Origin of the sequence: Sphingobium trunci, from assembly GCF_022664535.1 — a bacterium.
Taxonomy (GTDB): domain Bacteria; phylum Pseudomonadota; class Alphaproteobacteria; order Sphingomonadales; family Sphingomonadaceae; genus Sphingobium.
On sequence record NZ_JAKUJY010000006.1, the window covers coordinates 128,884 to 154,291 of the forward strand.

26 protein-coding genes are annotated in these 25,408 nt (G+C 65.4%); 14 read left to right on the top strand and 12 right to left on the bottom strand.

Annotation, left to right across the window (positions count from 1 at the left end; translation table 11 throughout):
- Positions 1–4 precede the first annotated feature (4 nt).
- From MJ601_RS07700 to MJ601_RS07710, 3 genes are read right to left on the bottom strand one after another with little or no spacing between them, the layout of a single operon-like run.
- Positions 5–601 carry a hypothetical protein gene (locus tag MJ601_RS07700; RefSeq protein ID WP_242125013.1) on the bottom strand — a complete coding sequence of 199 codons (597 nt, stop codon included), beginning with the start codon at positions 599–601 and terminating at the stop codon, positions 5–7.
- The gene (locus MJ601_RS07705; protein WP_242125015.1) at positions 598–2,931 is read right to left on the bottom strand and encodes a patatin-like protein; all 2,334 of its coding nucleotides are present in this window, start codon (positions 2,929–2,931) and stop codon (positions 598–600) included. Before MJ601_RS07705 ends, MJ601_RS07700 begins: the two co-directional genes overlap by 4 nt.
- Before the next feature lie 43 nt (positions 2,932–2,974).
- On the bottom strand, positions 2,975–3,673 hold the full coding sequence (locus MJ601_RS07710) for an endonuclease/exonuclease/phosphatase family protein (RefSeq protein ID WP_242125017.1): 699 nt from the start codon (positions 3,671–3,673) through the stop codon (positions 2,975–2,977).
- 89 nt (positions 3,674–3,762) lie between these two features.
- On the opposite strand from MJ601_RS07710, the gene radA reads away from it, so the two are divergent.
- The 4 genes from radA (at position 3,763) to MJ601_RS07730 (ending at position 7,411) form a co-directional block, all read left to right on the top strand.
- Entirely contained in the window at positions 3,763–5,130 is a 1,368-nt protein-coding gene (gene radA, locus MJ601_RS07715; RefSeq protein ID WP_242125019.1) for a DNA repair protein RadA, read from the top strand.
- A gap of 11 nt (positions 5,131–5,141) precedes the next feature.
- Complete coding sequence (locus MJ601_RS07720) at positions 5,142–5,657, top strand: CvpA family protein (RefSeq protein WP_242125021.1); 516 nt, start codon at positions 5,142–5,144, stop codon at positions 5,655–5,657.
- A gap of 123 nt (positions 5,658–5,780) precedes the next feature.
- A complete protein-coding gene (locus tag MJ601_RS07725) occupies positions 5,781–5,963 on the top strand; it encodes a CsbD family protein (RefSeq protein ID WP_242125023.1) in 183 nt (60 codons plus the stop codon).
- A 125-nt stretch (positions 5,964–6,088) separates the two neighbouring features.
- Complete coding sequence (locus tag MJ601_RS07730) at positions 6,089–7,411, top strand: aminopeptidase P family protein (protein WP_242125025.1); 1,323 nt, start codon at positions 6,089–6,091, stop codon at positions 7,409–7,411.
- Here MJ601_RS07730 and MJ601_RS07735 read toward each other — a convergent pair.
- Positions 7,408–8,781, bottom strand: a complete 1,374-nt coding sequence (locus MJ601_RS07735; RefSeq protein ID WP_242125026.1) for an alanine/glycine:cation symporter family protein — start codon at positions 8,779–8,781, stop codon at positions 7,408–7,410. The two genes, MJ601_RS07730 and MJ601_RS07735, sit on opposite strands and share 4 nt — an antisense overlap.
- A gap of 89 nt (positions 8,782–8,870) precedes the next feature.
- Here MJ601_RS07735 and glmM point away from each other — a divergent pair, with 89 nt between their 5' ends.
- The 5 genes from glmM to MJ601_RS07760 all read left to right on the top strand — a co-directional run bounded on the left by glmM (position 8,871) and on the right by MJ601_RS07760 (position 12,597).
- Positions 8,871–10,211 carry a phosphoglucosamine mutase gene (glmM, locus tag MJ601_RS07740; protein ID WP_242125028.1) on the top strand — a complete coding sequence of 447 codons (1,341 nt, stop codon included), beginning with the start codon at positions 8,871–8,873 and terminating at the stop codon, positions 10,209–10,211.
- Complete coding sequence (locus MJ601_RS07745; RefSeq protein WP_242125030.1) at positions 10,211–10,435, top strand: DUF1272 domain-containing protein; 225 nt, start codon at positions 10,211–10,213, stop codon at positions 10,433–10,435. Before glmM ends, MJ601_RS07745 begins: the two co-directional genes overlap by 1 nt.
- Positions 10,432–11,193, top strand: a complete 762-nt coding sequence (gene thiD, locus MJ601_RS07750; protein ID WP_242125032.1) for a bifunctional hydroxymethylpyrimidine kinase/phosphomethylpyrimidine kinase — start codon at positions 10,432–10,434, stop codon at positions 11,191–11,193. The genes MJ601_RS07745 and thiD overlap by 4 nt, the downstream gene beginning before the upstream one ends.
- The gene (gene rnhB, locus MJ601_RS07755) at positions 11,186–11,785 is read left to right on the top strand and encodes a ribonuclease HII (RefSeq protein ID WP_242125034.1); all 600 of its coding nucleotides are present in this window, start codon (positions 11,186–11,188) and stop codon (positions 11,783–11,785) included. Before thiD ends, rnhB begins: the two co-directional genes overlap by 8 nt.
- An 80-nt stretch (positions 11,786–11,865) precedes the next feature.
- Positions 11,866–12,597, top strand: coding sequence for a L,D-transpeptidase family protein (locus tag MJ601_RS07760; protein ID WP_491572891.1), 732 nt, complete (start codon positions 11,866–11,868; stop codon positions 12,595–12,597).
- Positions 12,598–12,682: 85 nt separating this feature from the next.
- On the opposite strand, the gene ahpF is transcribed toward MJ601_RS07760, so the two are convergent.
- The 3 genes from ahpF to betI form a co-directional block, all read right to left on the bottom strand.
- Positions 12,683–14,269, bottom strand: coding sequence for an alkyl hydroperoxide reductase subunit F (ahpF, locus tag MJ601_RS07765; RefSeq protein ID WP_242125036.1), 1,587 nt, complete (start codon positions 14,267–14,269; stop codon positions 12,683–12,685).
- Positions 14,270–14,429: 160 nt separating this feature from the next.
- Positions 14,430–14,993, bottom strand: coding sequence for an alkyl hydroperoxide reductase subunit C (ahpC, locus tag MJ601_RS07770; protein ID WP_242125038.1), 564 nt, complete (start codon positions 14,991–14,993; stop codon positions 14,430–14,432).
- Between the two features lie 120 nt (positions 14,994–15,113).
- Positions 15,114–15,776, bottom strand: coding sequence for a transcriptional regulator BetI (gene betI / locus MJ601_RS07775; protein WP_242125040.1), 663 nt, complete (start codon positions 15,774–15,776; stop codon positions 15,114–15,116).
- A 125-nt stretch (positions 15,777–15,901) separates the two neighbouring features.
- Here betI and MJ601_RS07780 point away from each other — a divergent pair, with 125 nt between their 5' ends.
- Positions 15,902–16,372: a hypothetical protein gene (locus MJ601_RS07780; RefSeq protein ID WP_242125041.1), complete on the top strand. Its 471-nt coding sequence runs from the start codon at positions 15,902–15,904 to the stop codon at positions 16,370–16,372.
- Between the two features lie 172 nt (positions 16,373–16,544).
- Positions 16,545–16,784 (top strand): hypothetical protein, encoded by a 240-nt coding sequence (locus tag MJ601_RS07785; protein WP_242125043.1) that lies wholly within the window; start codon positions 16,545–16,547, stop codon positions 16,782–16,784.
- A gap of 101 nt (positions 16,785–16,885) precedes the next feature.
- Here MJ601_RS07785 and MJ601_RS07790 read toward each other — a convergent pair whose 3' ends face one another.
- The 4 genes from MJ601_RS07790 to MJ601_RS07805 all read right to left on the bottom strand — a co-directional run bounded on the left by MJ601_RS07790 (position 16,886) and on the right by MJ601_RS07805 (position 21,069).
- Positions 16,886–17,413: a CarD family transcriptional regulator gene (locus MJ601_RS07790; protein WP_007683582.1), complete on the bottom strand. Its 528-nt coding sequence runs from the start codon at positions 17,411–17,413 to the stop codon at positions 16,886–16,888.
- A 256-nt stretch (positions 17,414–17,669) separates the two neighbouring features.
- Positions 17,670–18,008, bottom strand: a complete 339-nt coding sequence (gene fdxA / locus MJ601_RS07795) for a ferredoxin FdxA (RefSeq protein WP_242125045.1) — start codon at positions 18,006–18,008, stop codon at positions 17,670–17,672.
- A gap of 96 nt (positions 18,009–18,104) precedes the next feature.
- Positions 18,105–18,401 (bottom strand): RNA-binding S4 domain-containing protein, encoded by a 297-nt coding sequence (locus MJ601_RS07800; protein WP_242125047.1) that lies wholly within the window; start codon positions 18,399–18,401, stop codon positions 18,105–18,107.
- Positions 18,394–21,069: a helicase-related protein gene (locus tag MJ601_RS07805; RefSeq protein ID WP_491572893.1), complete on the bottom strand. Its 2,676-nt coding sequence runs from the start codon at positions 21,067–21,069 to the stop codon at positions 18,394–18,396. Before MJ601_RS07805 ends, MJ601_RS07800 begins: the two co-directional genes overlap by 8 nt.
- A 221-nt stretch (positions 21,070–21,290) precedes the next feature.
- Here MJ601_RS07805 and MJ601_RS07810 point away from each other — a divergent pair, with 221 nt between their 5' ends.
- Positions 21,291–22,832 carry a peptidoglycan DD-metalloendopeptidase family protein gene (locus MJ601_RS07810; protein ID WP_242125052.1) on the top strand — a complete coding sequence of 514 codons (1,542 nt, stop codon included), beginning with the start codon at positions 21,291–21,293 and terminating at the stop codon, positions 22,830–22,832.
- A gap of 36 nt (positions 22,833–22,868) precedes the next feature.
- On the top strand, positions 22,869–23,657 hold the full coding sequence (locus tag MJ601_RS07815; protein ID WP_242125054.1) for a nucleotidyltransferase family protein: 789 nt from the start codon (positions 22,869–22,871) through the stop codon (positions 23,655–23,657).
- Here MJ601_RS07815 and MJ601_RS07820 read toward each other — a convergent pair.
- Positions 23,651–23,992, bottom strand: coding sequence for an ArsR/SmtB family transcription factor (locus MJ601_RS07820; RefSeq protein ID WP_242125056.1), 342 nt, complete (start codon positions 23,990–23,992; stop codon positions 23,651–23,653). The two genes, MJ601_RS07815 and MJ601_RS07820, sit on opposite strands and share 7 nt — an antisense overlap.
- A 290-nt stretch (positions 23,993–24,282) precedes the next feature.
- Here MJ601_RS07820 and MJ601_RS07825 point away from each other — a divergent pair, with 290 nt between their 5' ends.
- Positions 24,283–25,407, top strand: coding sequence for a site-specific DNA-methyltransferase (locus MJ601_RS07825; protein WP_281061221.1), 1,125 nt, complete (start codon positions 24,283–24,285; stop codon positions 25,405–25,407).
- Position 25,408 lies beyond the last annotated feature (1 nt).

Sequence of the window (25,408 nt, forward strand, 5' to 3'; positions counted from 1 at the left end):
GGGGTCAGTCCGAAGCATTGCCCTCGATCCGGTCGTCATATCCACTGAGCGCGGCGATGACGGCCGGATCGCGGGCATAGCGTTGCCGCAGCATCGCCAGCCGGCCATCGGTCCCGGTGCACAGTTCGGCGATATTCTCCTGCAGATAGGCGCGCCGCTCCGCATCATAGGCTTCCTCGCCCCGGAAATGGTCGCAACCGTCGCGATCGACCATGAAGCGCGTCACCTCGTCGGGGAAGGGCGTGGGATCGGCCGCGCCGTCCGCGGGCGGCAGGTCGGGCACATAGGCGGGCGGCGGAATGTTGACGACGGAGGGCTTCATCGGCAGCAACCGGACGTCCGCCGGGGGCACCGGACGGGCCTTCGCCGCCTGCGGGCCGTCGGCCGCCGCAATGGCCACCGTCCCCGGAACCCCGGCGGTGGCGGGATCGACCTCCGGCAGGATCGGGTCGCGGTTGGGGGGCAGCATCGCCGATTGCGCGGCGCCGGCCGGCCCGGACCGCTCCTCCGCCCCGGCGCCCGCATGGCCGCCGGAGGCAGGCGAACAGCCCGCGACCAGCACCAGAAGACCGACCGGAAACAGCTTCGCCCCTACGCTCACCCAATCTCCTCTCGCAAACCGGCAATCAAATCAGCGACATGGTCGAGTCGCTGCTCCTCTTCATCGAGGATCGCCAGGAAAGCGGTCCGCCTATACTGGTGGACCAGCTCCTGCGAAAGCCGGTTTGCCGCGGGATATGCCGAAATCACGATATCCAGCAGCCGCTCCACCCCATGCAGCCGCCCCCAGAGATAGTCGTTTTCCCGGTAGGCCCGGCTGAAAAAGGCGCCGAAATTGTTGAATTCGATGCCTTTCAGCGTCGCTTCCGCGCCGCCGGAACGGATCGCGCCGCAATCTTCCGGCGAAATCCGGTCGACCTTGACGGGATCATATTCGTCCATCGCGTCGCCCTGCAGCAGCGGCAGGGTGGCGATGTCGTAGAAGGGGAAGCCGAGATAGGCGAGCAGCATGGTCCGCCGTTCCGCCTTGGGCAGCGCGGCGAGCGCGTCGGCCAGCATCATGTCGGCCGCCTCGTCCCGCTCGCGCAGGCCGCGCAGGTCCGACACGGCTTTCAGCGCGGCGCCCGCATCGTTGGGCACTTCGCGCGCCGCCGCGCGGATGTCGCCATTGTAGAAGTCGATCCCCTCGCACTCGGTATAATGCGACATGGCCGCATAGATGGCGTCATGCATCGTCTGGACGACGGTCTCGTCGGCCGTCGCCTCCACCTCCAGCGTGTCCGCCAGCCGCCGCGCCAGGAAGCGCAGGCGGCGGATGCGAAAGCTCAGGTCATGTTCGCGGAAAAAGCCGACCGGCGCGGAGTTCCGCCCCACATCCTCGATCAGCCGGTCCGCGCCGATCGAGCGCACATGGGTCCAGAGCGCCTGCCGGTAGCTTTCCCGCATCAGCGGGCTTTCCTCGCCGCTCAGGCGGAACAGCAGGGCGGCCAGATCCTCGACGATGCCCGACAGCTTCAGATGGCCATAGGCGGGAAAGGCGAAACCGGCGGAATTCGCCGCCCGCTGCTGCGCCTTGGCGCGCCAGGCCGACAGGCGGGCGGGGGTGGGCCGGTCCAGGAACAGCATCCCGCCGACGGCGCTCTCCACCTCGGCCTCGATCCCCGGCCGCAGCGCGTTCAATATCCGCGCCATCCGCCGGATGCGCGTGCTGTGCCGGTCGATCGCCTCCAGATTGTCGCGGATCGGCTGTTCGCGCGGAATGTCGCTCAGCGCGCCGAAGATGGTGCGGAAAAAGCCCGGCAGGGGCGCATCCTCGCCCGTGGGCTTGTCCTCCGCCTCGCCCTGGCGGTTGAGCTGGATGGAACGATGGCCGGGCTTGGGATCGATATAGACGAAGCGCCGGTCGACCTCGCGGCGCGACGGCCGGTTCCGGAGCGCGCCGATGGCCTGGGCGAAGGGCGCGTTGGCCAGCACCGAACCGTCGATCAGCACCGCGTCCTCGGCCTGTCCGCGCGCCGCATGGCGGGGGAGCACGCGGGCCAGGAAGCGGTCGCGCGCGGGCCAGGCGCGGTGGCGGCGCTTCAGCACCCGGTCCAGCTCGCGCACGGTGAAAGGGGGAAAGGCGCCGGGGAAACTGGCCGTCGCCCGCGCCGCGAAGGCCAGTTCGGCGGGATCGGCGAACATCCGCTCACCCCGGCCCCGCGCGCGAAAGCCGATCGACAGGCGATGCTCGGTCTCGATCACCTGCGGCGGGCTGTTGAGGTTCAGGCTCTGCGGATGCCCCTCGAAATCGGTGACGGTCACGAACAGGTCGAGCGGATGCCCCTCCGGCAGCAGCGCCGGGCCGCGCTCGGTCGCTTCCATCGCGTCGAAGGCGTCCAGGATCATGGCGGTGAAGATCTCCCCGCCAAAGGGCGGCTCGAACCAGCGGGAGCGGATGAAATGGGACAGTTTGTGCCGCACCTCCTCGCGCGTGTCGGGGGCGACGGTGCGCTCCACCGTGTCGCCCGGCTTGCGCGCCGCCATCCAGACCAGCGGCGTCGCCCAGATCTTGGTGATCCGCCGCGCGGGCCGGGCGTCGGGGTCCAGCAGCCGCTCGACATCGGCATTGTCCAGCCACATGTCGGTCAGCGGATCGAGCGACTGGCCCGTCTCGATCGCCTGCGCCAGGAATATGCCGTTGATGCCGCCCGCGCTCGCCCCGGCGATGATGTCGGGCATGACGCGCAGGCGGATGCCGCTGGCCTCTTCCAGCGCCTTGAGCAGGGCGTGATAGACCGCCTCGCTGCTGTTTCCCGGCGGCACCCCGTCGTGGAAGGCGCGGCTGGCCCGCGCCAGATGCCAGATTTCCTTGGTGATGCCGTGCATGTAGACGGCCAGGCTGATCCCGCCATAGCAGACCAGTGCGAGCCTGAGTTCCCGCTCTTTCATGGCCCAGTGAATCGCAGAGCCAGGCCGGCTTGTCGAGTGAAACTCAAGCCGGCATGAACTCCGCCCAGATCGGCAGATGGTCCGACGCCCGCCGCGCCGCCGCGCTGTCATGCACGCCGCTGTCGACCAGCTTCAACTGCCCGCAATGCATGATGCGGTCCAGCCGCGCCACGGGCCTGCGCGCATGGAAGGACCGCCCGCACGGGGCGAAATGATAGTGGCGGGCAAAGTCGGCCAGGCAGCCGCGCTCCGCGCTCCATTCGTTCAGATCGCCCATCAGCACGGTCGGCATCTTCTCGCGCAGCCCCGCCGCATGGATCACGGCGGCGGCCTGCTTGCGGCGCCACAGGCCGGACAGGTCGAGATGCATGCCGAAGATCCGCAGGCTCGTCCTGCCCAGCTTCACTTCCGCCATGGTCGCGCCGCGCGGCTCCAGGCAGGGCAGGTGCAGCACGTCGTGCGCGCCGACCTCCACCTCCTTGCGCACCAATATGGCATTGCCGTGCCAGCCCATGGAATCGACCTGCACGTTCAGCGGCACCGGCCTGTAGGGGCTGATCGCTTCCAGCAGCCAGGGCGGCAATGCGGCGGTCCTGACCCCGAAGCGCCGGTCGGCCTCCTGCAGCGCGATCACGTCGGCGTCGATCTCGTTCAGCACGTCGATCACCCGTTCGGGCACCCGGCGCCGGTCGGTGCCGATGGCCTTGCGGATATTGTAACTGGCCACGCGAATGGATTTCATGCCGAAACAATGCGCCAATCCCGCGACTGTTTCCAAGCGAAGATGCAAAGAAGATTTGTGTTCCGCATATGTTCTGATATGCGTCGCCCATGGCCAAGGCAAAGCGCAAATTCGTCTGTCAGCAATGCGGTTCGGTCGGCAACCGCTGGCAGGGCCAATGCGACGATTGCGGCGAATGGAACAGCATCGTGGAGGAAGCCGCCGAGACGGTCTTCTCCGCCCGGCACGACCTGCACACCGGCGGGCGGGCGCTGACGCTGGTGGGACTGGACGACAAGGTCGAACTGCCCCCGCGCACGACGACCGGCATCGCCGAGTTCGACCGGGCGCTGGGCGGCGGCATCGTTCCCGGCTCCGCCACGCTGATCGGCGGCGATCCCGGCATCGGCAAGTCCACGCTGCTGTTGCAGGCGGCGGCGCGGATCGCCACCGCCGGGCACAGCGTCGCCTATATCAGCGGTGAGGAGGCATCCGACCAGGTCCGCCTGCGCGCCCAGCGCCTGGGTCTGGGCGGCGCGCCCGTCCAGCTCGCCAGCGCCACCTCCGTCCGCGACATATTGACCACGCTGGGGGAGGGGGCGGCGCCTACGCTGCTCATCATCGATTCGATCCAGACCATGCACAGCGACCTGATCGAGGGCGCGCCGGGCACGGTCAGCCAGGTCCGCGCCTCCTCGCAGGAACTGATCCGCTTCGCCAAGCAGCGCGGCACGGCGGTCATTCTGGTCGGCCATGTCACCAAGGACGGCAGCATCGCGGGCCCCCGCGTGCTGGAACATATGGTCGACACGGTGTTGAGCTTCGAGGGCGAGCGCAGCCACCAATATCGCATCCTGCGCGCGATCAAGAACCGCTTCGGCGGCACGGACGAGATCGGCGTCTTCTCCATGGTCGCCGAAGGGCTGGAGGAGGTGGCCAACCCCTCCGCCCTGTTCCTCACCCATCGGGACGAGAATGTGACGGGCGCGACCGTCTTTCCGGCGCTGGAAGGGACGCGCCCGGTGCTGGTCGAGATCCAGGCGCTGGTCGTACGCCTGTCCAGCGGCGCCACGCCGCGCCGCGCCGTGGTGGGGTGGGACAATGGCCGCCTCGCCATGATCCTGGCCGTGCTGGAGGCGCGCTGCGGCCTCAGCTTCTCGACCTGCGAAGTCTATCTGAACGTCGCGGGCGGCTACCGCCTGTCCGATCCTGCCGCGGACCTTGCCGTGGCGGCGGCGCTCATGTCGGCGCTGTCGGAACGCCCGGTGCCCGCCGACATCGTGCTGTTCGGGGAAATCGCCCTGTCGGGGGAGGTTCGCCCGGTCGCCCACTCCCCGCTCCGCCTGCGCGAAGCCGCCAAGCTGGGCTTCAACCGCGCCTTCGTCCCGGCCGCCACCGCCGATGGGGTCAAGGGCATTTCCGTAAGCGGCTTTCGCGCGCTTTCGCAACTGGTTGACCAGATGCTTGGCCGCGGATAGCCAGCAATTCGATGAACGCCATCGATATCCTCGTCCTGCTGCTGATCGGCGGCTGCGCCATTTTCGGCCTGCTGCGCGGTTTCGTGCAGGAAACCCTGTCCCTGATCGCCTGGGTCCTTGGCATTTTCGCCATCCGCCTGTTCCACGCATCGGCAACCGAACTGATCAGCCCCTTCGTCGGAACGACCAGCGGCGCGGCGGTTCTCGGTTTCATTCTCGTATTCGGCATCACCTTCGGCGCCGGCAAGCTGCTTGCCCACGCAATCGGCCGCCGGACCCGCCAATCGATCCTGGGACCGGTGGACCGCGTCCTGGGCGCCGGATTCGGCGCGGTAAAGGGGTTGATCGGCGCGACTCTGATCTTTCTCGCCTTCAGCCTGGTCTACGACACTTTCTACGGCAGCGGCGCGCGGCGTCCGGACTGGCTGTCCGATGCACGAACCTATCCGCTGCTCAACGCCAGTGGCCAGGCGATCAGCGAATTCGTGGCGGAACGGCGCGCCCAAAAACCCGCCGCCAGCGGGTAGATCGGGAAGGGCGTCCAGAAGCCCTCCGTCTTGCCGTCCCCCTTCCATTCCGCCCGCGTATCCATGGCAACCTTTCGGTGGTCAGGCTGTTGATCCTGCAACAGCAACCGAAAGGAGCATCCGATGGGCGAATTGACCGACAAGGCGAAGGCCGCAGGCAACAAGGCGGCTGGCGCCGTCAAGGAAGCCGTTGGCCGCAACCGTCGCGATCCCGACCTGGTCACGGAAGGCAAGGCGCAAAAGGCCAAGGGAACCGTTCAGGACGTCAAGGGATCGGTAAAGGGCGCGCTCGGCGACAAGATCTGATCTGCCAGCCACTCTCATCGAAGGCCTCGCCGTCCGGCGGGGCCTTTGCTGTATCAGCATGCTGATACGCCTCTTGCCGCATCCTCCCTTTCATGCTCCTGTCCGGCGCAGCAAGGGAGACATATATGTTCAATCGGCGGAGCATGCTGGCGGGCACGACGGCATCGTTGCTTCTATCCACGCGCCTCGGGGCGCAGGTGCTGCCGCCGCAAGGCTTCGCGACCCCGGCGGGCACGGCGCCGTTCCCGCCCGATGTCTTCCGCGAACGCCGTCGCCGGGTGATGGAGGCGCTGAAGGACGGTGTCGCGGTTATCTATGGCGCGGATGCCGTGGAGAGCGCGGCGGCCGTCGCGCCGCCCTTCGTGCAGGATGGCGACTTTGCCTGGCTGACCGGGATTATGGATGAGCCCGGTGCTATCCTGGTCATGGCGCCTGCCGAACGAACCGTCAGGGAATGGCTGCTGCTCCCCTCCCGCGATACGGAGGCGGAACGCTGGGACGTCGAACGCCTGCCGCTGGGGACGGAACTGGAGCGGCGCACCGGCTTTGCCCGCGTGACCCGCGCGGGCAGCCTGGGTGGTCTGGTGACCACTCTTGCCGAACGTTCCAAGACATTGCATTTCCTTGGTCCCATCGTCGGCACCTCCGCGCCGGTCCCCAAGGCGCTGGACCTTTATGGCAAGGTGATGCAGCGGGTGCCGGGCGTCTCGCTCAAGGATGACAGCGGCCTTCTTGCCTCGCTGCGCATCGTCAAGGAAGCGCGCGAACTGAAACTGATGCGCAAGGCGGCGGCAGCCACCGCGCGCGGTCACATCGCCGCGATGCGGCAGGTTCGGCCCGGCATGACGGAAAGGCAGTTGAAAGCGATATTGGAGGATGCCTTCCGCGCTGGCGGCGGGGAGGGGCTGGCCTATGACAGCATCGTTGCGACCGGCCGCAACGCCGCGTCGCTCCATTATACCGGCGGCAGCGGGGTGATCGGCGCGAACGACCTGGTCCTGATCGATGCCGCCGCCTCCGTTGGGGGCTATGCCTGCGATGTGACGCGCACTTTCCCGGCGAGCGGGAAATTCACCCCGGAACAGCGTGCCAATCACGAACTGGTTCTCTCGGCCCAGGCCGCTGCCGTCGCGAAGCTCCGGGCGGGCGTCTATTATGAGGATTTGGTCGAAGCGGCGAAGGATGTGTTTCGCAAGGCGGGACGGGTCGATGATTTCACCCATGGCCTTGGCCATCTGGTCGGGCTTGACGTGCATGATGTCGGCGACATGTCGAAGCCGCTGCCGGCTGGCGCCGTCATCACCGTGGAGCCGGGATTATATGTGCAGTCCGCCAATTACGGCATCCGGATCGAGGATCTCTATCTGATCACGCCCACCGGATCGCAGCGGCTGAGCGAAGCTATCCCCCGGACGGCGACGGAGATCGAGGCGGCGATGGCGCGTTAATCCTCCTCGGGCGCCGCCAGATAATGTCGCACGTCGCGCCGCAATTCCCCGGCGCACAGATAGAGCGCGATCACATTGGGGATCGCCATCAGGAAGAAGCTGCTGTCGACGATGCCGACCACCCGGCCGAGGTCGATGGCGGCCGCCGGGGGCAGGGCGACGATGTAGAGGATCTTGTACGCCCATTGCGCCTTGGGGCCATTGCCGAACAGATAGCCCCAGGCCTGCAAGCCGTAGAAGCCCCAGGCCACCAGCGTCGAATAGGCGAACAGCACCACGACGACCGCCAGCAGCCAGGGAAACCAGGACGATACCTGGGCGAAGGCGGCGGAGGTGATGGCGATCCCCTCCAGCCCCGATTTCCATGTGCCCGCGACCACCAGCGCCAGGCCGCCTACGGCGCAGACGATCATCGTGCCGAGCAACGGTTCGAGCAGCGCCACCAGCCCCTCGGACACGGGGTGCCGGACGCGGGCAAGGCTGTGCGCCATCACCGCCGATCCCACGCCCGCCTCGCTGGCGAACACGGCGCGGCGCATGCCCGCGACGAAGGCCCCCACCGCGCCGCCGGTCGCGGCCTGCCCGCTCCACGCGCCATGCCAGATTTCGGCGAGGGCAGCGGGAATGGCGGCCGCATGCAGGATCAGCACCGTCGCGACGCCGATCAGGTACACCGCGACCTTGAGCGGGGTCAGCCGCTTCGCCACCTCGCCCAGCCAGGCCGCGCCGCCCAGGGTCACCAGCGCGACCGCCGCGGCGAGGATCGTGCCATAGACCCAGCCACTGCTGAATCCCGTCACCACCTTGACCTGCGCGAAGCTCTGGTTGACCTGCACCATGGGGATCGCCCCGAACAGTGCGAAAAAGGCATAGGCGCCGCCGAGTATCAGCCCGATTTTCGGCCATCCCCGCGCGGCACCCACGGCCTTCAGCACGTACATCGGCCCGCCATGGACATGGCCCCGGCTGTCGAAGGTGCGATATTTAAGCCCCAGCGTGACCTCCGCCATCTTCATCGTCATGGCGAACCAGCCGATGATGAACATCCACAGGATCGCGCCTGGGCCTCCCATCGTCAGCGCCACCGCGACGCCCGCGATATTGCCAAGCCCGATCGTACCGGACAGCGCTGTCGACAGCGCTCCCCATTGGCTGACATCCCCCTTCGCCTCGCCCTCATGCGGCTGGGTCCTCAGGATGCGCAGCGCGCGGCCGACCGCGGTGAGATTGGGGAAGCCCAGCCAGACGGTGAAGAACAGCATCGGCAGCGCCAGATAGAGTACGATCAGCTCGATCCGCGCGCCCAGCACCGGCACCTTGAAGAATACCGCGCCGGAAAGCGCGTCCACTGCTGCGTTAAATCCGTCCATCGGCCATGACATGGCGGGTCGGCGGTGGAAAGTCGAACAAAGATTGCTATGGGGTGGAGACAGGGTTCACCGCATGGGCGGCAGGGATTATGAGCAGAAAATATTTCGGCACGGACGGCATTCGCGGACGCACCAACCAATGGCCGATGACGGCCGAACTGGCGATGAAGGTCGGCATGGCGGCGGGCAAGCATTTCCAGCGCGGCACTCACCGCCATCGCGTGGTCATCGGCAAGGATACCCGCCTGTCGGGCTATATGGTTGAAAATGCGCTGGTCGCGGGCTTTACCGCGGTCGGCATGGATGTGGTGCAGTTCGGGCCGATCCCGACCCCCGCCGTGGCGTTGCTGGCCCATTCGATGCGCGCCGATCTGGGCGTCATGATCTCCGCCAGTCACAACCCCTATTTCGATAATGGGATCAAGCTGTTCGGTCCGGACGGCTACAAGCTGTCGGATGAGGATGAACTGAAGATCGAGGCGATGCTGGAGCAGGAGATTCCGCCTGCCGCGTCGCAGGACATCGGCCGCGCCCGCCGTGTCGAGGATGCGCGGGGCCGCTATATCCACGCGGTCAAGTCCAGCTTCCCCGCGGACCTGCGCCTGGATGGTCTCAAGATCGTGGTGGATTGCGCCAATGGCGCCGCCTATCAGGTCGCGCCCTCCGCTCTCTGGGAACTGGGTGCGGAGGTGGTGGCGGTCGGCGTCACGCCCAACGGCATCAACATCAACGACCAGTGCGGATCGACCGCGCCGCATTTGCTGCAGGAGACGGTGGTGGCTTCCGGTGCCGATATCGGCATTGCGCTGGATGGCGATGCCGACCGGCTGATCGTGGTCGATGAGCATGGCACCATCGTCGATGGCGATCAGATCATGGCGCTGATCGCGGGCAATTTCGCGCGGGCGGGGACGCTGCGCGGCGGCGGGCTGGTGGCGACGGTGATGTCGAACCTGGGGCTGGAGCGATTCCTGATCGGCCAGGGCATGGCACTGGAACGCACCAAGGTCGGCGACCGCTATGTGCTGGAACGGATGCGGGAGGGTGGCTTCAATGTTGGGGGCGAGCAGTCCGGGCATATGATCCTGTCGGACTATGCCACGACCGGGGACGGAACGGTGGCTGCGTTGCAGGTGCTGGCTGCGCTGGTGCGATCGGGCAGGCCTGCCAGCGAAGTGCTGCATCAGTTCGATCCGGTGCCGCAGCTGTTGAAGAATGTCCGCTTTTCCGGCGGCAAGCCGCTGGAGCATGAGGATGTGAAGCGGGTGATCGCGCAGGCCGAGGCGGAACTCAGCGGCTCTGGGCGACTGGTGATCCGGCCTTCGGGTACGGAGCCGGTGATCCGCGTCATGGCGGAGGGCGACCGCGAGGAACAGGTCAAGGATGTGGTCGAGCGTATCTGCGACGCCGTGGCGAAGGCGGCCGCCTGATGCTGGAGATGCGCCCCGATTGCGAACGCTGCGGCACCGATCTGCCCGCTGATGAGCCGGGCGCTTTCATCTGTTCGTTCGAATGCACATTCTGCGCGCCTTGCGCCGAGATCCTGGACGATCGCTGCCCCAATTGCGGTGGCGAACTGATGGACCGGCCGACCCGCGTCGGGGACGCGCTGAAGCGCAATCCGGCCTCGATGGAGCGGCATTTCAAGGGATGACACCGGCCCGCATTCTGATCATTGCCGGTTCGGACAGCGGCGGCGGCGCGGGGATCCAGGCGGATATCCGCACCGTGACGTTGCTGGGCGGCCATGCCATGACCGCCATCACCGCAATCACGGCGCAGAATACGCTGGGCGTGCAGGCCGCGCATCCCGTGCCGGCCGAGATGGTGATCCGGCAGATGGACAGCGTCATCAGCGACATCGGCGTGGATGCGGTGAAGATCGGCATGATCGGCTCGGCGGGAACGGCAGCGGCGGTGGCGGAGCGCCTGGCGCTGCTGGAGGGCGTGCCGATCGTGTTCGATCCCGTGATGGTCGCCACCAGCGGATCGTCACTGGCGGATGCGGCGACCATCGCGGCGTTCGAAAAGCTGATGGCGATCGCTACCCTCGTCACACCGAATATTCCGGAACTGGAAGCATTGGGCGGCGAGGAAATCGCGATCCGTTTCGCGACCCATGTGCTGGCCAAGGGCGGTCATGGCGAAGGGCCGATGCTGACCGACCGGCTGATCGGGCCGCAGGGCGTGCGCAAGGCCTGGAGCAATGCGCGGATCCACACGCCGCACACCCATGGCACCGGCTGCACCTTGGCCAGCGCGATCGCGACCGGTCTGGGGCAGGGCCGGGATCTCATCGACTCGATCGAGCGCGGCCGCAAATATGTGCGGGAGGCGCTCGCCCTTGCGCCGGGGCTGGGGCAGGGCCATGGGCCTATGGGCGCGCCCTTCGGTTTCCATCAACATGCCTGATTTTTCCCATGAGCTGCTGCATCATCCGGGGTTGGTGGCCGGAGTGGACGAGGCGGGCCGGGGGCCGCTGGCCGGGCCGGTGGTCGCGGCGGCCGTCATCCTGCGCGTGGAGGATTGTCCCGACGGTCTCAATGACAGCAAGCAGTTGAGCGCCGCGAAGCGGGCGGTGCTGGAGAGGGAGATCAAGGCGCGGGCGCTTTGCTGGGGTCTGGGTGTCGCTTCGGTCGAGGAAATCGACAGCATCAACATCCTCTGGGCGACGATGCTGGCGATGACGCGGGCGGTCGAGGCGTTGACCCAGGATTGCGCACATGTGCTGGTCGACGGCAATCGCTGCCCGCAATGGCGCTGGGCCTCGACAGCGGTGGTGGAGGGAGACGCCAAATGCCTCTCGATCGCGGCGGCCTCCATCCTCGCCAAGGAAGCGCGCGACCGGATGATGGTCGAGGCGGCGGCCGTCCACCCGCATTATGGCTGGGAAACCAACAAGGGCTACGGCAGCGCCAAGCATCTGGCGGCGCTGCGCGAGCATGGACCGACGCCGCTCCACCGCAGGAGCTTTGCGCCGGTGGCTCAACTCGGCCTGTTGTAGGCAGGCAACGCGGCGCAATTGTCCCAGGACGGGATCGCTGGGGGCTGGTGTCGCCGCGTCTTGTGGTTAAAAAAGGATATATGTCCTTGCTTCGCTCCCTTCTTGCCGCGGCTGTGCTGGCCTTGTTGCAGGCGCAGCCGGCGGGCGCGCAGGAGGCGCTGGGACCGGGCGGTTATCGCTGGCTGGAGGATGGGCCGCCGGCGGGGCCGCTTTACATGGTCATCAGTCTCGATCAGCAGCGTGTGCATGTCTATGATGGCGACCGGCTGGTGGGCATCGCCAGCGTGTCGACGGGGATGAAAGGGCATCGCACGCCCACCGGCGAATTTCCGATCCTGCAGAAGCGGGAATGGCACCGTTCCAATGTCTATTCCAACGCCCCCATGCCCTTCATGCAGCGGCTGACCTGGGATGGGATCGCGCTTCATGCGGGACAGAATCCGGGATATCCCGCCAGTCATGGCTGTATCCGCCTGCCCTATGCCTTTGCACGCAGGTTGTTCGGAATGACGCGGTTGGGCACGCTCGTCAGCGTGACGACCGACCGTCTCGGCCCCGCACTGATGGTGGATGCGCAGGTGATTGCCGATCCCGATCATCCGGGGAGCGCGCTGGTGACCTTCACGCCCAGCAGCCCTCGACAACTCGCGTCCCAGCCCGGCGTGCCGCCGCCGGCCGCCGCCCCGCAGCCTGTCAGCGCATACGGTCTTCCAGTGCAATGGGCCGTGAACGAGGTGAAGCCGCCGGAGCAGGCCAACCCCATGCTGGCCATCGATCCCGCCATTTTCCGGCCTCACCTGCGGCGGCGTTAATCCTGCAGAGGCAGGATATCTGAATGACTGGACGGCGAAGGAGCAGCCCGTTCCGCAGAACCGGCTGCTCCTTTCCGGCATTCCATCAGGCCGCCTGTTGCGCGCTGTCCTCCGTGGCGGGCAGCCGGATGAGATAGTCGAAGGCCGAAAGCGCCGCCGTCGAGCCCGCGCCCATGGCGATCACGATCTGCTTGTAGGGCACTGTCGTGCAATCGCCTGCCGCGAAGATACCCGGCTGGCTGGTTTCGCCGCGCGCATCGATCTCGATCTCGCCGCGCGGGGAGAGGGCGATCGCGTCCTTCAGCCATTCGGTGTTCGGGACCAGGCCGATCTGGACGAAAATCCCCTCCAGTTCGATGTCATGCTCCGTGCCGTGGTTGCGATCCTTGTAGCTGAGGCCGGTGACGCGTTCGCCATTGCCTTTCACCCTGGTCGTGAGCGCCGAGGTGATGATCTTTACATTGGGCAGGCTGGCGAGCTTGCGCTGCAACACCGCGTCGGCGCGAAGCTGGCTGTCGAATTCGATCAGCGTCACATGGGCGACGATCCCGGCAAGGTCGATAGCCGCCTCGACGCCGCTATTGCCGCCGCCGATGACCGCCACACGCTTGCCCTTGAACAGCGGACCATCGCAGTGCGGGCAGTAGGCGACGCCCTTGTTGCGATAATCCTCTTCGCCCGGTACGCCCATCTGCCGCCAGCGCGCGCCGGTGGAGAGGATGACGGTGCGGCCCTTCAGCGAGGCGCCATTGTCCAGCACGACCTCATGATAGCCGCCTTCGCTCCTCGCGGGGATCAGCTTCGCGGCTTTCTGAAGGTTCATGATCTCGACGTCATAATCCTTCACATGGGCTTCGAGGGCGGAGGCGAGCTTGGGGCCTTCGGTACGGCTGACGGAGATGAAATTCTCGATATCCATCGTGTCCAGCACCTGACCGCCGAAACGCTCCGCCGCGACGCCGGTACGGATGCCCTTGCGCGCCGCATAGATCGCCGCTGCCGCGCCGGCCGGGCCACCGCCGACCACCAGCACCTCGAACGGATCCTGCGCCCTCATCTTCTCGGCCGCGCGAACCGCCGCACCGCTGTCGATTTTCGCGACGATCTGTTCCAGCTCCATGCGGCCACTGGCAAAGGGCTGGCCGTTCAGGAAGACGGTGGGGACAGCCATGACCTTGCGGGCATCGACCTCTTCCTTGAACAGCGCGCCGTCAATGGCGGTATGGCTGATACGGGGGTTCAGCACGGCCATCAGATTGAGCGCCTGCACCACGTCGGGGCAGTTCTGGCAGGACAGCGAGAAATAGGTTTCGAAAGTGAAATCGCCGTCGATATCCTTGATTTGCTGGATCAGGTCCTGCGCCGCCTTGGAGGGATGACCGCCGACCTGGAGCAGCGCCAGCACCAGCGAGGTGAATTCATGCCCCATCGGGATCCCTGCGAAGGTCACGCCGATGTCGGTGCCCGCGCGGCGGATCATGAAGCTGGGCTTGCGCGCGTCATGACCGGCGAGGACCAGCGACACCTTGTCCGACAGCTCGGCAATCTCCGTCAGCAGGCCTTCGAGTTCGCGGGATTTCGCGCCATCGTCCAGCGAAGCCACCAGCTCGATCGGCTGGGTGATGTTCGCCATATAGGCCTTGAGCTGGCCCTTGAGATTTGCGTCCAACATATTGTTCTCCATGGGTTGGGCGCGCCGATCCGGGGCACGCGGCTATCCGATCGCCGGAGCAGCAGCCAGCGTTCGAAGATAGCGATGATTTCGTGATATAAAAGCCCGCCGGGCCGGGGAGTTTTCTCGACCCGGCCCGGCGGAGCGCCGTTTCAGGTCTTTAGATCTTGCCGACCAGGTCGAGCGACGGCGCCAGGGTGGCTTCGCCTTCTTCCCACTTGGCCGGGCAGACTTCGCCGGGGTTGGCGGCGACATATTGCGCAGCCTTGACCTTGCGGAGAAGTTCGGTCGCGTTGCGGCCGACGCCTTCCGACGTGATTTCCATGAACTGGATCACGCCTTCGGGATCGACCAGGAAGGTGGCGCGGTCAGCCAGCCCGACGCCCGGGCGCATCACGTCGAAATTGTTGGTCAGAGTGCCCGACTGGTCGCCCAGCATGAAATAGTTGATCTTGCTGATGGCGGGCGAGGTGTCGTGCCAGGCCTTGTGGCTGAAATGCGTGTCGGTCGAAACCGAATATACCTCGACGTTCATTTTCTGCAGCGTGGGGTAGATGTCGGCCAGATCCTCCAGCTCCGTCGGGCAGACGAAGGTGAAATCGGCGGGATAGAAGAAGAAGACGGCCCACTTGCCCTTCACATCGGCATCGGTGACGTCGACGAACTTGCCTTCCTTGTACGCGGTGGCCTTGAACGGCTTGATGGTCGTGTTGATAAGAGCCATGGGCTTTCCAGTTCCTTTTTGGAGGTTTGCTGTGTGCCCGGTCTAGGTAGGGGACTTGGCCGCCCAGGTGAAATTGGTTTTCTTGGAAGTGTTGATTGAGAAAACCGATCACGACCTACCTTATTGATCGACCGAACCATCTCTCGGCTTTTGCAGCACATAGTTCATGGCTTCCTCGATCATGCCCAGCGCTTCGTCGATCGTGAAGGTGGAGGAATCGAGGCAAAGCTCCAGCCAGAGGCCGTCGATCATGGCGGTCAGGCCGATCGCGGCGATACGGGCGGCGGGGCGCGGTATCTGGGGCGCGGCTTCGCGCAGCAGCACTTCCATGCGTTCGCGCCCGCCACCATAGGTCTGGGCGTGGGTGGCAGCGATGGCGGGGTTGGTCTTGTTGAGGCTCCAGAAGGAAATCCAGGTCGCCAGCAGGTTCGGGTCCAGGACCGGCGGCTGGAAATTGGATCGCAGATAGGCCCAGAGACGGGCGCGGGGATCAGGGCCGGCATCCGCAACAGCCTGTTCCATGGCCGCAGCGACCTTCTCGCCGACATCGCGGTAGGTGGCGAGGATGAGAGCATCGACACCGTCGAAATAATGGGTGAGGAGACCTGCCGATACCCCGGCATAGGCGCAGATCGCGCGCACGGACGTACCGCCTGCCCCCTTTTCGGCGAGGCAGCGCGCGGTGGCCTCGATCAACGCCTGTTTCCTGACATCGGGCGATTCCCGGACAAATCGCGCCCGCTGCTGCGTCTTGGCCGCCTGAATGGCTGAATTCTGCTCCATCTTTCTTCCCCACCGCTATCCTGCTCTCTGCCGGACCGGCTGACAAGCGGTCCGTCCCCTGCGCAAAGAAGGATCGAAGCGTCGCGTTCAACCGTTTGACGTCATCAATGCAAGAAGGAACTTCTATGGGTAGCAGCAAGATTGCCTATGCCGTCCTGCCTGCTCTGCTGGCGGGCGCTTCGCTGGGCGGATGCGGGAAAAGTGTCGATAACGGATCGACCGGCAACAACGCCGCGCAATCATCCGCCGTCGAGGCGATCGAGGAGCCGGATGCGGTGAATGCCCCAACTCATGAAGCCGCCCGCTTGCCAACCGACGACTGGGCCGGGCGCTGGACCGGCCCGGAGGGATTGTTTCTGGACATTCAGCCGTCGCCTGACGGGCAGCCAGGCCATTATGCGATCACGAACAAGGATAATCTCGACCGGCAGGGCGATTATGACGGCGTGGCGGACGGGAGCACCATCCGGTTCGTGCGCGATGGAAAGGACCTCGCCATTCGGCCGGGCAAGGGCGTGGAAACGGGTTTCAAATATCTGGCTGGAAAGTCGGACTGCCTGATCCTGGTGCCTGGCAAGGAGGGGTATTGCCGCTGACCGGCCTTTCCCTGCGCGACGATTGCTGTTCAAGGCAGCCGGAAAACGAGAGTTTACAAGAGCTTCCATTCGAGTGGCGTATCGGGACGGTGCAAGGCCGCTGCGGTGCCGGAACCGGTCCGCGTCACTGCGCATTGTTGCTGCGGGTGGCGTAGAGACGAGGAGGATTTACATGGCGGATTATCAGGAGCGTCCGGCGACGACCACGGTCATCGAAAAGCGTGGCGGCGGCGGCACGACGATAGCCATTCTCTTGCTGGTCGTGGTGGTGGCAATCGCCGCATTCTTCCTGATCAGCAGTCAGACGCGCAAGGACAGCGCCGTTGAAGGCGCGGCCAGCCAGGTGGGCCAGGCGGCGAGCGACGTGGGTGACGCGGCGAAGGACGCGGCCGGGTCGGTCAAGGAACAATAACCGGCTCTGTTGTCCCAACAGCATGATGTCACAAAAAAGGGCGCCCCGCGAAGGAGCGCCCTTTCTGAATCGGCCTGCCGCTGACGGCTCGACCGAAATTTTCAGCCTTCAACCTTGGCGTGCTTGGGTGCCGCCTCGTTGAGGATGCGCAGGATCTTCTTGAGCGCGCTCGGCTCGTCCGTCTCTTCCATAGCGGCGAGTTCGCGCGCCAGGCGGCTGGAAGCCGCTTCGAAGATCTGGCGCTCGGAATAGCTCTGCTCCGGCTGGTCGTCAGCGCGGAACAGGTCGCGGGTCACCTCGGCGATCGACACCAGGTCGCCCGAATTGATCTTCGCTTCATATTCCTGGGCACGGCGCGACCACATGGTGCGCTTCACCTTGGGCTTGCCCTTGAGCGTTTCGACCGCTTCCTCCAGCGTCTTGTTGGAGGACAGCTTGCGCATGCCGACGCCTTCGGCCTTGTTCGTGGGCACGCGGAGCGTCATGCGCTCCTTTTCGAAACGAAGGACATAGAGCTCCAGCTCCATGCCCGCTATCTGCTCCTTTTGCAGCTCTATGACGCGGCCAACGCCATGCTTGGGGTAAACAACATAATCACCAACGTCAAAGGACAGCGCCTTGGCAGCCATTTGAAACCTTTCCATGTCTTCGGGGGGAGCGGTGGCATTCGCGTTGCAAGTGCGAAGGTGCACAAGCCGGGGGAAGCGGCGCCACCATCATTACATCAGGCATTTATCTCCGTAGCGGACGCGACCAAGTCCACCTGTTGGCGCATATTTAGCAGATTCGTAACAAAATAGCCACCCCCGGACACAAAATCCGGGAGTGGGCCAGCAAATTAAACGCTACAGATGGTTCAAGCAGGGGGCGCTGCGGCGCGGGAGATCAGCTGCCGGCGCCGGGTTCAGGCGAGAAGAACTGTTCCAGCTTGTTTTCGACGCCCTTCATTTCATCCGCGTCGGCCGGCGCTTCGCCCTTGACCGTGATGTTCGGCCATTCGGCAGAGAATTTCGTGTTGAGTTCCAGCCACTTTTCGAGTCCGTTTTCGGTATCGGGCAGGATCGCCTCGGCAGGGCATTCAGGCTCGCACACGCCGCAGTCGATGCACTCGTTGGGATTGATGACCAGCATGTTCTCGCCCTCGTAGAAGCAATCCACGGGGCAAACCTCGACGCAATCCATATATTTGCAGCGGATGCAGTTATCGGTCACGACGTAGGTCATGGGTCAACACTCTTGGAATTGGACAATGGGCGCCCTGCTATGCGCGGTCGTCCCGAAGGTCAATGAGGATATTATTGTCAGGCTGATTAGGAAGCTTCAGGCGCCTACGGTCAGCTCTTCATAGCATGCCTGCGCCTCGGGGGCGGGGCCGCGGCGATGGGGAAGCTGTGTCACCCGCACCACCCGCACGCCGCTGGGGTGGGGGAAGGTGATGAGGTCGCCCGCCCGCACCGGCGAGTGCGAGCGTTCGATGCGGCGGCCGTTCAGGCGCATATGCCCGTCCTCCGCCATTTTCTGGGCGACCGAGCGGCTTTTCGCGAGCCGCGCGAACCACAGATATTTGTCGATGCGCAGGCTTGGCCCATGAGCCGAAACCACGCCTGCGTCAGCCATTGCGGCCCAGCAGTTCGGCTAGACCGGCAAAGGCATGGTTGCCGGTGGCAGGACCGGCCGTGGCGGTGGCCGGGCGTTGCGGTCTGTCCCGCTCATCCCGGTCGCGCGGTTTGCCATGCGGCTTGCCCTGGGGCGAGGCTCCACGCCGCTGGCCCTGTTGCCGACCCTGCTGCTGGTGCGGGCGCGCTTTCTGGCGGCCGCGGAAGGCCCAGTTGGGGCCGCCCTCTTCGGGCGCTTCGACGGGACGGAAACCGGCGAGGCGCATCAATTGCAGAAAGGCTTCTTCGGAAAGGCCGAGCGACACGATCTGCGGGCTTTGCGCGGTGAAGGCTTCGTTCTTGGCGATGGTTTCATGCGCGGTGCGGGCCATGCGTTCGGCCATGTCGATGCGTAGCATCTGTTCGCCAAAGCCGCGGAAGCCGGCAATGCGCGCACCCATCTGCTCGGGCTTCTCGCCTGCAGGGATCAGGGTGAGGCCGGGGCTGGGCAGGGGAAGGCAGGGCTTGCCCAGGCGCGCGGCGAGCAAGGCGGCGCGCCAGCGGGCGGAGCCGGGTTTCAGCAGACCGGGATGATAGATGTCGAGCACGCCGATATCAATGCCGGCCCGGCGGAGAAGGTGCCGCTGGTCCTTGTCGAGATGGCCGAGCGCCGAATCGAGGTCGATGCGGGCGATCACGCCGCCTGCATCGGCGAGTTGGGCGAAGACGGCGCGGACGACGGCAGGGACTTCTGGATCGGATGAGGAAGCGACCATCTTGGTGAGCGGCAGAAGATGCTTCTCCTTCTGCGCCTCGAACCAGCTCGCAAGGCGGGCCGTCACCTGCTTCTGCACATCCTGACCCAGGGCCAGAAGCGCGCGATCCAGCCGGATTTCGGGGTTCAACAGTGCGGAGCCGCCATGCAGCGTGGCCACTGCGTCACCCTTCCAGCTTATGCCGGGGGCCTGTCCTGCTTCGTCCATGAGCGCAAAATCAGTATCGGGCGCGCCCAGTAATTCGTCAGCCTTCACTCGCAATATCCTTCCAAGGCGCCGTTCAGCGGCCGCCAGCAGCATCTTCCTGTCCTGATGCCGGGTAGCGGGATCGACCGAGAAACGAAATCCGTCAAGTCGCCCGATTGTCTCGCCATCGACGCAGACTGTCCCATCCTGGTCTATATCGACCGGCAGATTGGCCGCGCTCTGCCCGATATCCCTCAGCAGAACCGTGGTGCGGCGGTCCACGAAGCGCTGCGTGAGCGCGGCATGGAGCGCATCGGAAAGCTTTTCCTCCAGAGCGCGGGTGCGTTCCGCCATTTCCGCGGGATGGGCCAGCCAGTCGGCCCGGTGGGCAATGTAGGACCAGGTGCGCGCGGCGGCGATCCGGCCCGAAAGCGTGTCGATATCGCCTTGCACCGAGTCGAGTCGCGCGATCTGTTGGGCGAACCAGTCGCGGGGAATATGGCCGTTCCCTTCCGACAGGAAGCGCCAGATGCGACCGACCGTGCGGGCGTGATGTTCGGCGCCCAGCTTCTGGAAATCCGGCAGGCCACAGGCGGCCCAGAGGCGGTCGACCTGGCGCTTGCCCCTGGCGCGTTCGATGACGAACGGATCGTCGGCCAGGCGTTTCAGCACCGCAAGGTCGACCGCCTCCGGCGCGGCGCGCAGCTCCGGGCGTTCCGGCTTCCGCTCAAGGTCGAAGAGGAGATGGTCGAGCCGGTCGGTGCGGGGGGTGCCGTCGCGCCAGAAAAGCTGCTCGACCGGGGGGAAGCGGTGAGCCTCGATCGCTTCGATTTCCTCAGGCGTGAAGGCGGCTTCGCCATCTTCATGCCCCAGACTGCCGAAGGTGCCGTCCTTGTGGTGGCGGCCCGCACGGCCAGCGATCTGCGCCATTTCGCTGACGCTGAGGCGCCGGGTGCGGCGGCCGTCAAATTTGCGCAACGAGGCGAAGGCGACATGCGCGACATCCAGGTTCAGCCCCATGCCGATCGCGTCGGTGGCGACCAGATAATCGACCTCTCCGTTCAGGAACATCTGTACCTGTGCGTTTCGGGTGCGGGGGGAGAGGGCGCCCATCACCACCGCCGCGCCGCCCCGGAAACGGCGGAGCATTTCGGCGACGGCATAGACCTCCTCGGCCGAGAAGGCGACGATGGCGGAGCGCTTCGGCAGGCGGGAGAGCTTTTTCGCGCCCGCATAGGACAGGGTTGAGAAGCGGGGGCGGCCGATGATCTGGGCGTCGGGGACCAGCGTTTTGACCAACCGGCTGATGCTGGCCGAACCGAGGATCATCGTTTCCTCCCGACCCCGCGCGCGCAACAGGCGGTCGGTGAAGATATTGCCGCGTTCCGGATCGGCACCGAGTTGCGCTTCATCGAGCGCAACGAAGGCATGGTCCTTGAGAGCCTCCTGGGCAGGCTCCCGGCTACCCCCGATGGGCATCGATTCCGCCGTGCAAAGAAAATAACGGGCGCCCGGCGGGACGATCTTCTCTTCGCCGGTGATGAGCGCGACCTGGTTGGCGCCCTTCATGCCGACCACCCGGTCATAGACTTCGCGCGCCAGCAGGCGCAGCGGAAAGCCCATCATCCCCGATGAATGGCCGCACATGCGTTCGACGGCGAGGTGGGTCTTGCCGGTATTGGTAGGGCCTAGCACGGCAGTGACAGGCGAGCGGGCGAACTGGGCCATGCCCCTCATGTCGGGCATGGCCGGACCAAGCACAAGAGGAAAGGACGGGAAATCGGGACGATGTCCCCATGTCGGGCGCTGGTCCGCCGCGTGGCACAACTGGCCGCAGAAAAAGGGTTAAAAAAGGCGTCTTTATTTGACTTTAACCTTATGCCTTCACAAAATTGCGGATGAACGCGCGGCGGGGGTCGTGGCGGTTTGCCCCGGGGGGCCTGTTTACCGTGTTTCATGGCAGTCAGATCAATGCCCAGCAGGGCGGCGCCTCTGCGTCGCTGTGGCTGACTGACTCCCTTCGCCATGGCGGTGCTGCGGTCGACCAACGCGGTTGGCGGGACAGGGTCCGCGACTGGGCCGAGGATGTCGACCTGGTCCCCGATCTGGGACAGCGCGTCGGCAGTTTCACATGGTTTCGGGGACTTGCGACCTGTTTCGGGCTGTGCGCTGCGGCGCTCTACCTGTCGCCGGGATTCCATGCCTTGCCGGGCGAGCCACAGCCACTGATGGCGTCGAAGCAGTTCGACGAAGTGCGCAGCCAGATGATCACGCCGCTCGCTCTGGGAGCGGACAGCGGGCGGCGCATGGGCCCGACCGATGCGGTGCAGCCGCTGCGCGAGACGCCGGAGCGGCCGCAGATCGAACTGCGTGCACAGATTGGCGGGAGCGATTCGCTGGGGAGCGCACTGACCCGGGCGGGCGTGAGCAGCGGCGACGTGGCGACGGTCACAAGTCTGGTTGCCGGGGATGCCGGCGCGGGAATGAAGCCGGGCACGCCGCTCGATATCCTGCTGGGACGCCGGGCGAGCCGGGATATGCCGCGCCCGCTCGACAGGCTGGCCTTCCGGGCGCGGCTGGACCTGGGCATCGAAATATCGCGGGTCGGCGGAGCGTTGCAGGTGCAGCGGACCGCCATTCATGTCGACGATACGCCGCTGCGCATCCAGGGCGTCGTGGGCGAGAGCCTGTACCGTTCGGCGCGGGCTGCGGGGGCGCCGCCCAAGGCGATCCAGAGCTTCCTGCGCGTGGTGGCGCAGCAGGTCGATCTGGGATCGATCTCGGCGGGCGACCGCTATGACATCATCACCGAATATCATCGCGCGGATACCGGCGACGTCGAGGTGGGCGATCTGCTGTTCGCGGGGCTGCACCGGGCGAGCGGACGCGGAATCGACATGCTGAAATGGAACAGCGACGGCCGGACGCAGTGGTTCGAGGCGTCGGGTGTCGGCCAGCGGCGCGGCGTGCTGTCTTCGCCGGTGGCCGGTCGCGTGTCCTCCAGCTTCGGGATGCGCTATCACCCCATTCTGGGCTATACGCGCATGCACGCGGGCATCGACTTCGCCGCGCCTTATGGATCGCCCATCTATGCGGCGACCGACGGCGTCGTATCCTATGCCGGGCGGCATGGCGGCCATGGCAATTATGTGCGGTTGGAGCATGGCAACGGCCTTGCCACCGGCTATGCGCATATGAGCCGGATCGCGGCGGCGCCCGGCCAGCGGGTGCGGCAGGGGCAGGTGATCGGCTATGTCGGGTCGACCGGCCTGTCGACCGGGCCGCATCTGCACTATGAACTGTATCGCAATGGGCAGGTGATCAATCCGCTGTCGGTGAAGTTCACCACCACGGCGCAGCTTGAAGGGCGCGAGCTGGCTGCGTTCCGCGCCCGGCTGGTGCAGTTGAAGAACCTGCGCGTCGGCCTGCCCGTGCAGGTGGCGCAGAAGCAACAGGCGCCTATCGCGGCCCCCGCTGCGACCGGGAAATAGCTTTTCGTGCCTCCCGGCCTTCGCTAACGCGCGCGGATGACCGAACCGGCTTCCAATATTACCGCCATATTGCTCGCAGGCTCGCGTTCGGGTGTCGATCCGCTTGCGGTGGCCGCTGGCGTAGCGGTGAAGCCGCTGGTCCCGGTTGCCGGCGAGCCGATGATCAATCATCCGGCACGTGCCCTTCTGGCGCATCCGGCGATCGGACAGGTGGTCGTGCTGACGCAGGCGCCTGAACTGTTCGCCGCCGATCCCGCGACGGCATGGCTGGCCGGGCACCCCAAGGTGCGGTTTCAGAAGAGCGGGGGCGGCATCGCCTCTTCGCTGATGGAATTTCTGGATCGCGGGGAGTTCCCCTTTCCGTTGCTGATGACCACGGCCGATCATGTGTTGCTGGACGGCGCTATGCTGGACCAGATGGTGCGCGAGGCCTTGGGCGCTGACATTGCGGTGGCAATGGTGGAGCGCGAGACCTTGCTGCCGCATTATCCGGGATCGCGGCGGACCTGGCTCAAATTTCGGGACGGCTGGTGGTCGGGGGCCAATATCTTCTGGTTCGGCAGCGTGAAGGCGCGACCCGTCATCGCGCTCTGGCAGGAGGTCGAGCAGGACCGGAAGAAGGGGTGGAAGATCCTCTCCGCGTTCGGGCCTTTGGCGTTGCTGGGGGCGGTGTTGCGGATTTCCACGCTGCGGGGCGGAATGGCGCGGATGGGGCGGCGCTTTGGCCTGTCCGCCCGGCTGGTGGCGATGGACAAGGCGGAAGCCTGCATCGATGCCGACAAGCCGGACGATGTGGCGTTGATCGAAAAAATCCTGGCTCAGTAGCCGTCCAGCTCTTCCAATGCGGTGAAACGCTGCGACCAGAGCGCGCCGTAGACGGCCATCCACTGGACCACCGGGGCAAGGCCCTTGGCCCGTGCGCTATAATAGGTTTCGCGGCCCGACCGGCGCGCCGTCACGAGATTGGCGCGCTTCAGCTTGCCGAGGTGGCGGGAGACCATCGGCTGCGATACCTCCGAAATGGCGGTGAGGGCATGCACGCTCTGTTCGCCCTCGCGGACCAGATATTCGAGCAAGGCGCGCCTCGTGGCATCAGCCAGCGCCTTGAAGAGTTCATCGCAGGCGGCCGACCGATCGCCTCTTAAAATCTGTTCCGTCATCCGTGTTTTCATAATCATTGGGTTATGAATTGGTCAAGCGATGGCGCATTTTTGCCTCTGCCAGCGGCGTTAACCAAAAAAACTTTCAGGGGCTTTTCGGCTGAGTCTTTTGAGACACACTACCTGATGTTGAGTCCGGCGAGTCGCCAAGGACTCAATATGTCGTGGCTACCCGGTTCGTTCCGGTCCGCGTTAACCATTTTCTGAGGCTTATATGCTAAGTTGCTGATCTTGACGGGGGACTCCCGAGGACTCATCGCTGGGCCTCAGAACCGAACGGGGGTCACATAATGGGTGTCATGGAACGCGTCGCGCCGCGGCGGAAGAAGGCGGTTGCGCCGGCCGAGGTCGAGGCCGACCGCCTGCTGCGCGGCGACTGCATTTCGGAAATGGCGAAGCTACCCGACGCCTGTATCGACATGATCTTCGCCGATCCGCCCTATAATCTCCAACTGGGTGGCGACCTGTTCCGGCCCGAGGGCAGCCGTGTCGATGCGGTCGACAATGACTGGGACAAGTTCGATACGCTGGGCAGCTATGACCGTTTCACCAAGGCGTGGCTGCGCGAGGCGCGCCGCATCCTGAAACCCAATGGCTCGATCTGGGTGATCGGCAGCTATCACAATATCTTCCGCGTCGGCACTGCCCTGCAGGATGAGGGTTTCTGGATCCTCAACGACATCATCTGGCGCAAGTCCAACCCCATGCCCAATTTCAAGGGCACCCGCTTCACCAACGCGCATGAGACGCTGATCTGGGCGAGCCAGGGGGAGGACGCCAAATATACGTTCAACTACAAGGCGATGAAGACGCTGAATGATGAGTTGCAGATGCGCTCCGACTGGGTGCTGCCGATCTGCGGCGGGCAGGAGCGGCTGAAGCGCAACGGCACCAAGGCGCATCCGACGCAGAAGCCGGAGGCGCTGCTCTACCGCGTGCTGCTGGCCTGCACCAAGCCAGGCGATGTCGTGCTCGATCCCTTTTTCGGCACCGGCACCACGGGCGCGGTGGCGAAGCGGCTGGGCCGCAAATGGATCGGCATCGAACGTGAGGATGATTATATCGAGGTCGCGCTGGAGCGGATCGAGGCCGCGCTGCCGCTGGATGAATCGTCGCTCACCATCATGCAGACCGCGCGCCAGCAGCCCAAGGTCGCCTTCGGCACGCTGGTGGAAACCGGCTATCTGCAGCCGGGCGCGGTGCTGACCGATGCCAGGCGCCGCTGGCAGGCGGTGGTGCGGGCGGATGGCTCGCTCGCCGTCGGGACGGACAGCGGGTCGATCCACAAGATGGGTGCCACGCTTCAAGGCGCGCCGAGTTGCAATGGCTGGACCTTCTGGCACCATGAGACCGAGAATGGGTTGAAGCCGATCGATACGCTGCGTCAGACCTATCTGCTCGCCAACGAACCCTGAT

What these genes read in the sequence shown, in the direction of transcription:
- rnhB (WP_242125034.1), top strand. Translation starts at nt 11,186, where the DNA reads ATGCCTGATTTTTCCCATGAGCTGCTGCATCATCCGGGGTTGGTGGCC.
- ahpC (WP_242125038.1), bottom strand. Translation starts at nt 14,993, where the DNA reads ATGGCTCTTATCAACACGACCATCAAGCCGTTCAAGGCCACCGCGTAC.
- MJ601_RS07730 (WP_242125025.1), top strand. Translation starts at nt 6,089, where the DNA reads ATGTTCAATCGGCGGAGCATGCTGGCGGGCACGACGGCATCGTTGCTT.
- MJ601_RS07805 (WP_491572893.1), bottom strand. Translation starts at nt 21,069, where the DNA reads ATGGCCCAGTTCGCCCGCTCGCCTGTCACTGCCGTGCTAGGCCCTACC.
- glmM (WP_242125028.1), top strand. Translation starts at nt 8,871, where the DNA reads ATGAGCAGAAAATATTTCGGCACGGACGGCATTCGCGGACGCACCAAC.
- MJ601_RS07780 (WP_242125041.1), top strand. Translation starts at nt 15,902, where the DNA reads ATGGGTAGCAGCAAGATTGCCTATGCCGTCCTGCCTGCTCTGCTGGCG.
- MJ601_RS07800 (WP_242125047.1), bottom strand. Translation starts at nt 18,401, where the DNA reads ATGGCTGACGCAGGCGTGGTTTCGGCTCATGGGCCAAGCCTGCGCATC.
- thiD (WP_242125032.1), top strand. Translation starts at nt 10,432, where the DNA reads ATGACACCGGCCCGCATTCTGATCATTGCCGGTTCGGACAGCGGCGGC.
- MJ601_RS07820 (WP_242125056.1), bottom strand. Translation starts at nt 23,992, where the DNA reads ATGACGGAACAGATTTTAAGAGGCGATCGGTCGGCCGCCTGCGATGAA.
- radA (WP_242125019.1), top strand. Translation starts at nt 3,763, where the DNA reads ATGGCCAAGGCAAAGCGCAAATTCGTCTGTCAGCAATGCGGTTCGGTC.
- MJ601_RS07790 (WP_007683582.1), bottom strand. Translation starts at nt 17,413, where the DNA reads ATGGCTGCCAAGGCGCTGTCCTTTGACGTTGGTGATTATGTTGTTTAC.
- MJ601_RS07825 (WP_281061221.1), top strand. Translation starts at nt 24,283, where the DNA reads ATGGGTGTCATGGAACGCGTCGCGCCGCGGCGGAAGAAGGCGGTTGCG.
- betI (WP_242125040.1), bottom strand. Translation starts at nt 15,776, where the DNA reads ATGGAGCAGAATTCAGCCATTCAGGCGGCCAAGACGCAGCAGCGGGCG.
- MJ601_RS07815 (WP_242125054.1), top strand. Translation starts at nt 22,869, where the DNA reads ATGACCGAACCGGCTTCCAATATTACCGCCATATTGCTCGCAGGCTCG.
- MJ601_RS07745 (WP_242125030.1), top strand. Translation starts at nt 10,211, where the DNA reads ATGCTGGAGATGCGCCCCGATTGCGAACGCTGCGGCACCGATCTGCCC.
- MJ601_RS07760 (WP_491572891.1), top strand. Translation starts at nt 11,866, where the DNA reads ATGTCCTTGCTTCGCTCCCTTCTTGCCGCGGCTGTGCTGGCCTTGTTG.
- fdxA (WP_242125045.1), bottom strand. Translation starts at nt 18,008, where the DNA reads ATGACCTACGTCGTGACCGATAACTGCATCCGCTGCAAATATATGGAT.
- MJ601_RS07720 (WP_242125021.1), top strand. Translation starts at nt 5,142, where the DNA reads ATGAACGCCATCGATATCCTCGTCCTGCTGCTGATCGGCGGCTGCGCC.
- MJ601_RS07725 (WP_242125023.1), top strand. Translation starts at nt 5,781, where the DNA reads ATGGGCGAATTGACCGACAAGGCGAAGGCCGCAGGCAACAAGGCGGCT.
- MJ601_RS07710 (WP_242125017.1), bottom strand. Translation starts at nt 3,673, where the DNA reads ATGAAATCCATTCGCGTGGCCAGTTACAATATCCGCAAGGCCATCGGC.
- MJ601_RS07785 (WP_242125043.1), top strand. Translation starts at nt 16,545, where the DNA reads ATGGCGGATTATCAGGAGCGTCCGGCGACGACCACGGTCATCGAAAAG.
- ahpF (WP_242125036.1), bottom strand. Translation starts at nt 14,269, where the DNA reads ATGTTGGACGCAAATCTCAAGGGCCAGCTCAAGGCCTATATGGCGAAC.
- MJ601_RS07735 (WP_242125026.1), bottom strand. Translation starts at nt 8,781, where the DNA reads ATGGACGGATTTAACGCAGCAGTGGACGCGCTTTCCGGCGCGGTATTC.
- MJ601_RS07705 (WP_242125015.1), bottom strand. Translation starts at nt 2,931, where the DNA reads ATGAAAGAGCGGGAACTCAGGCTCGCACTGGTCTGCTATGGCGGGATC.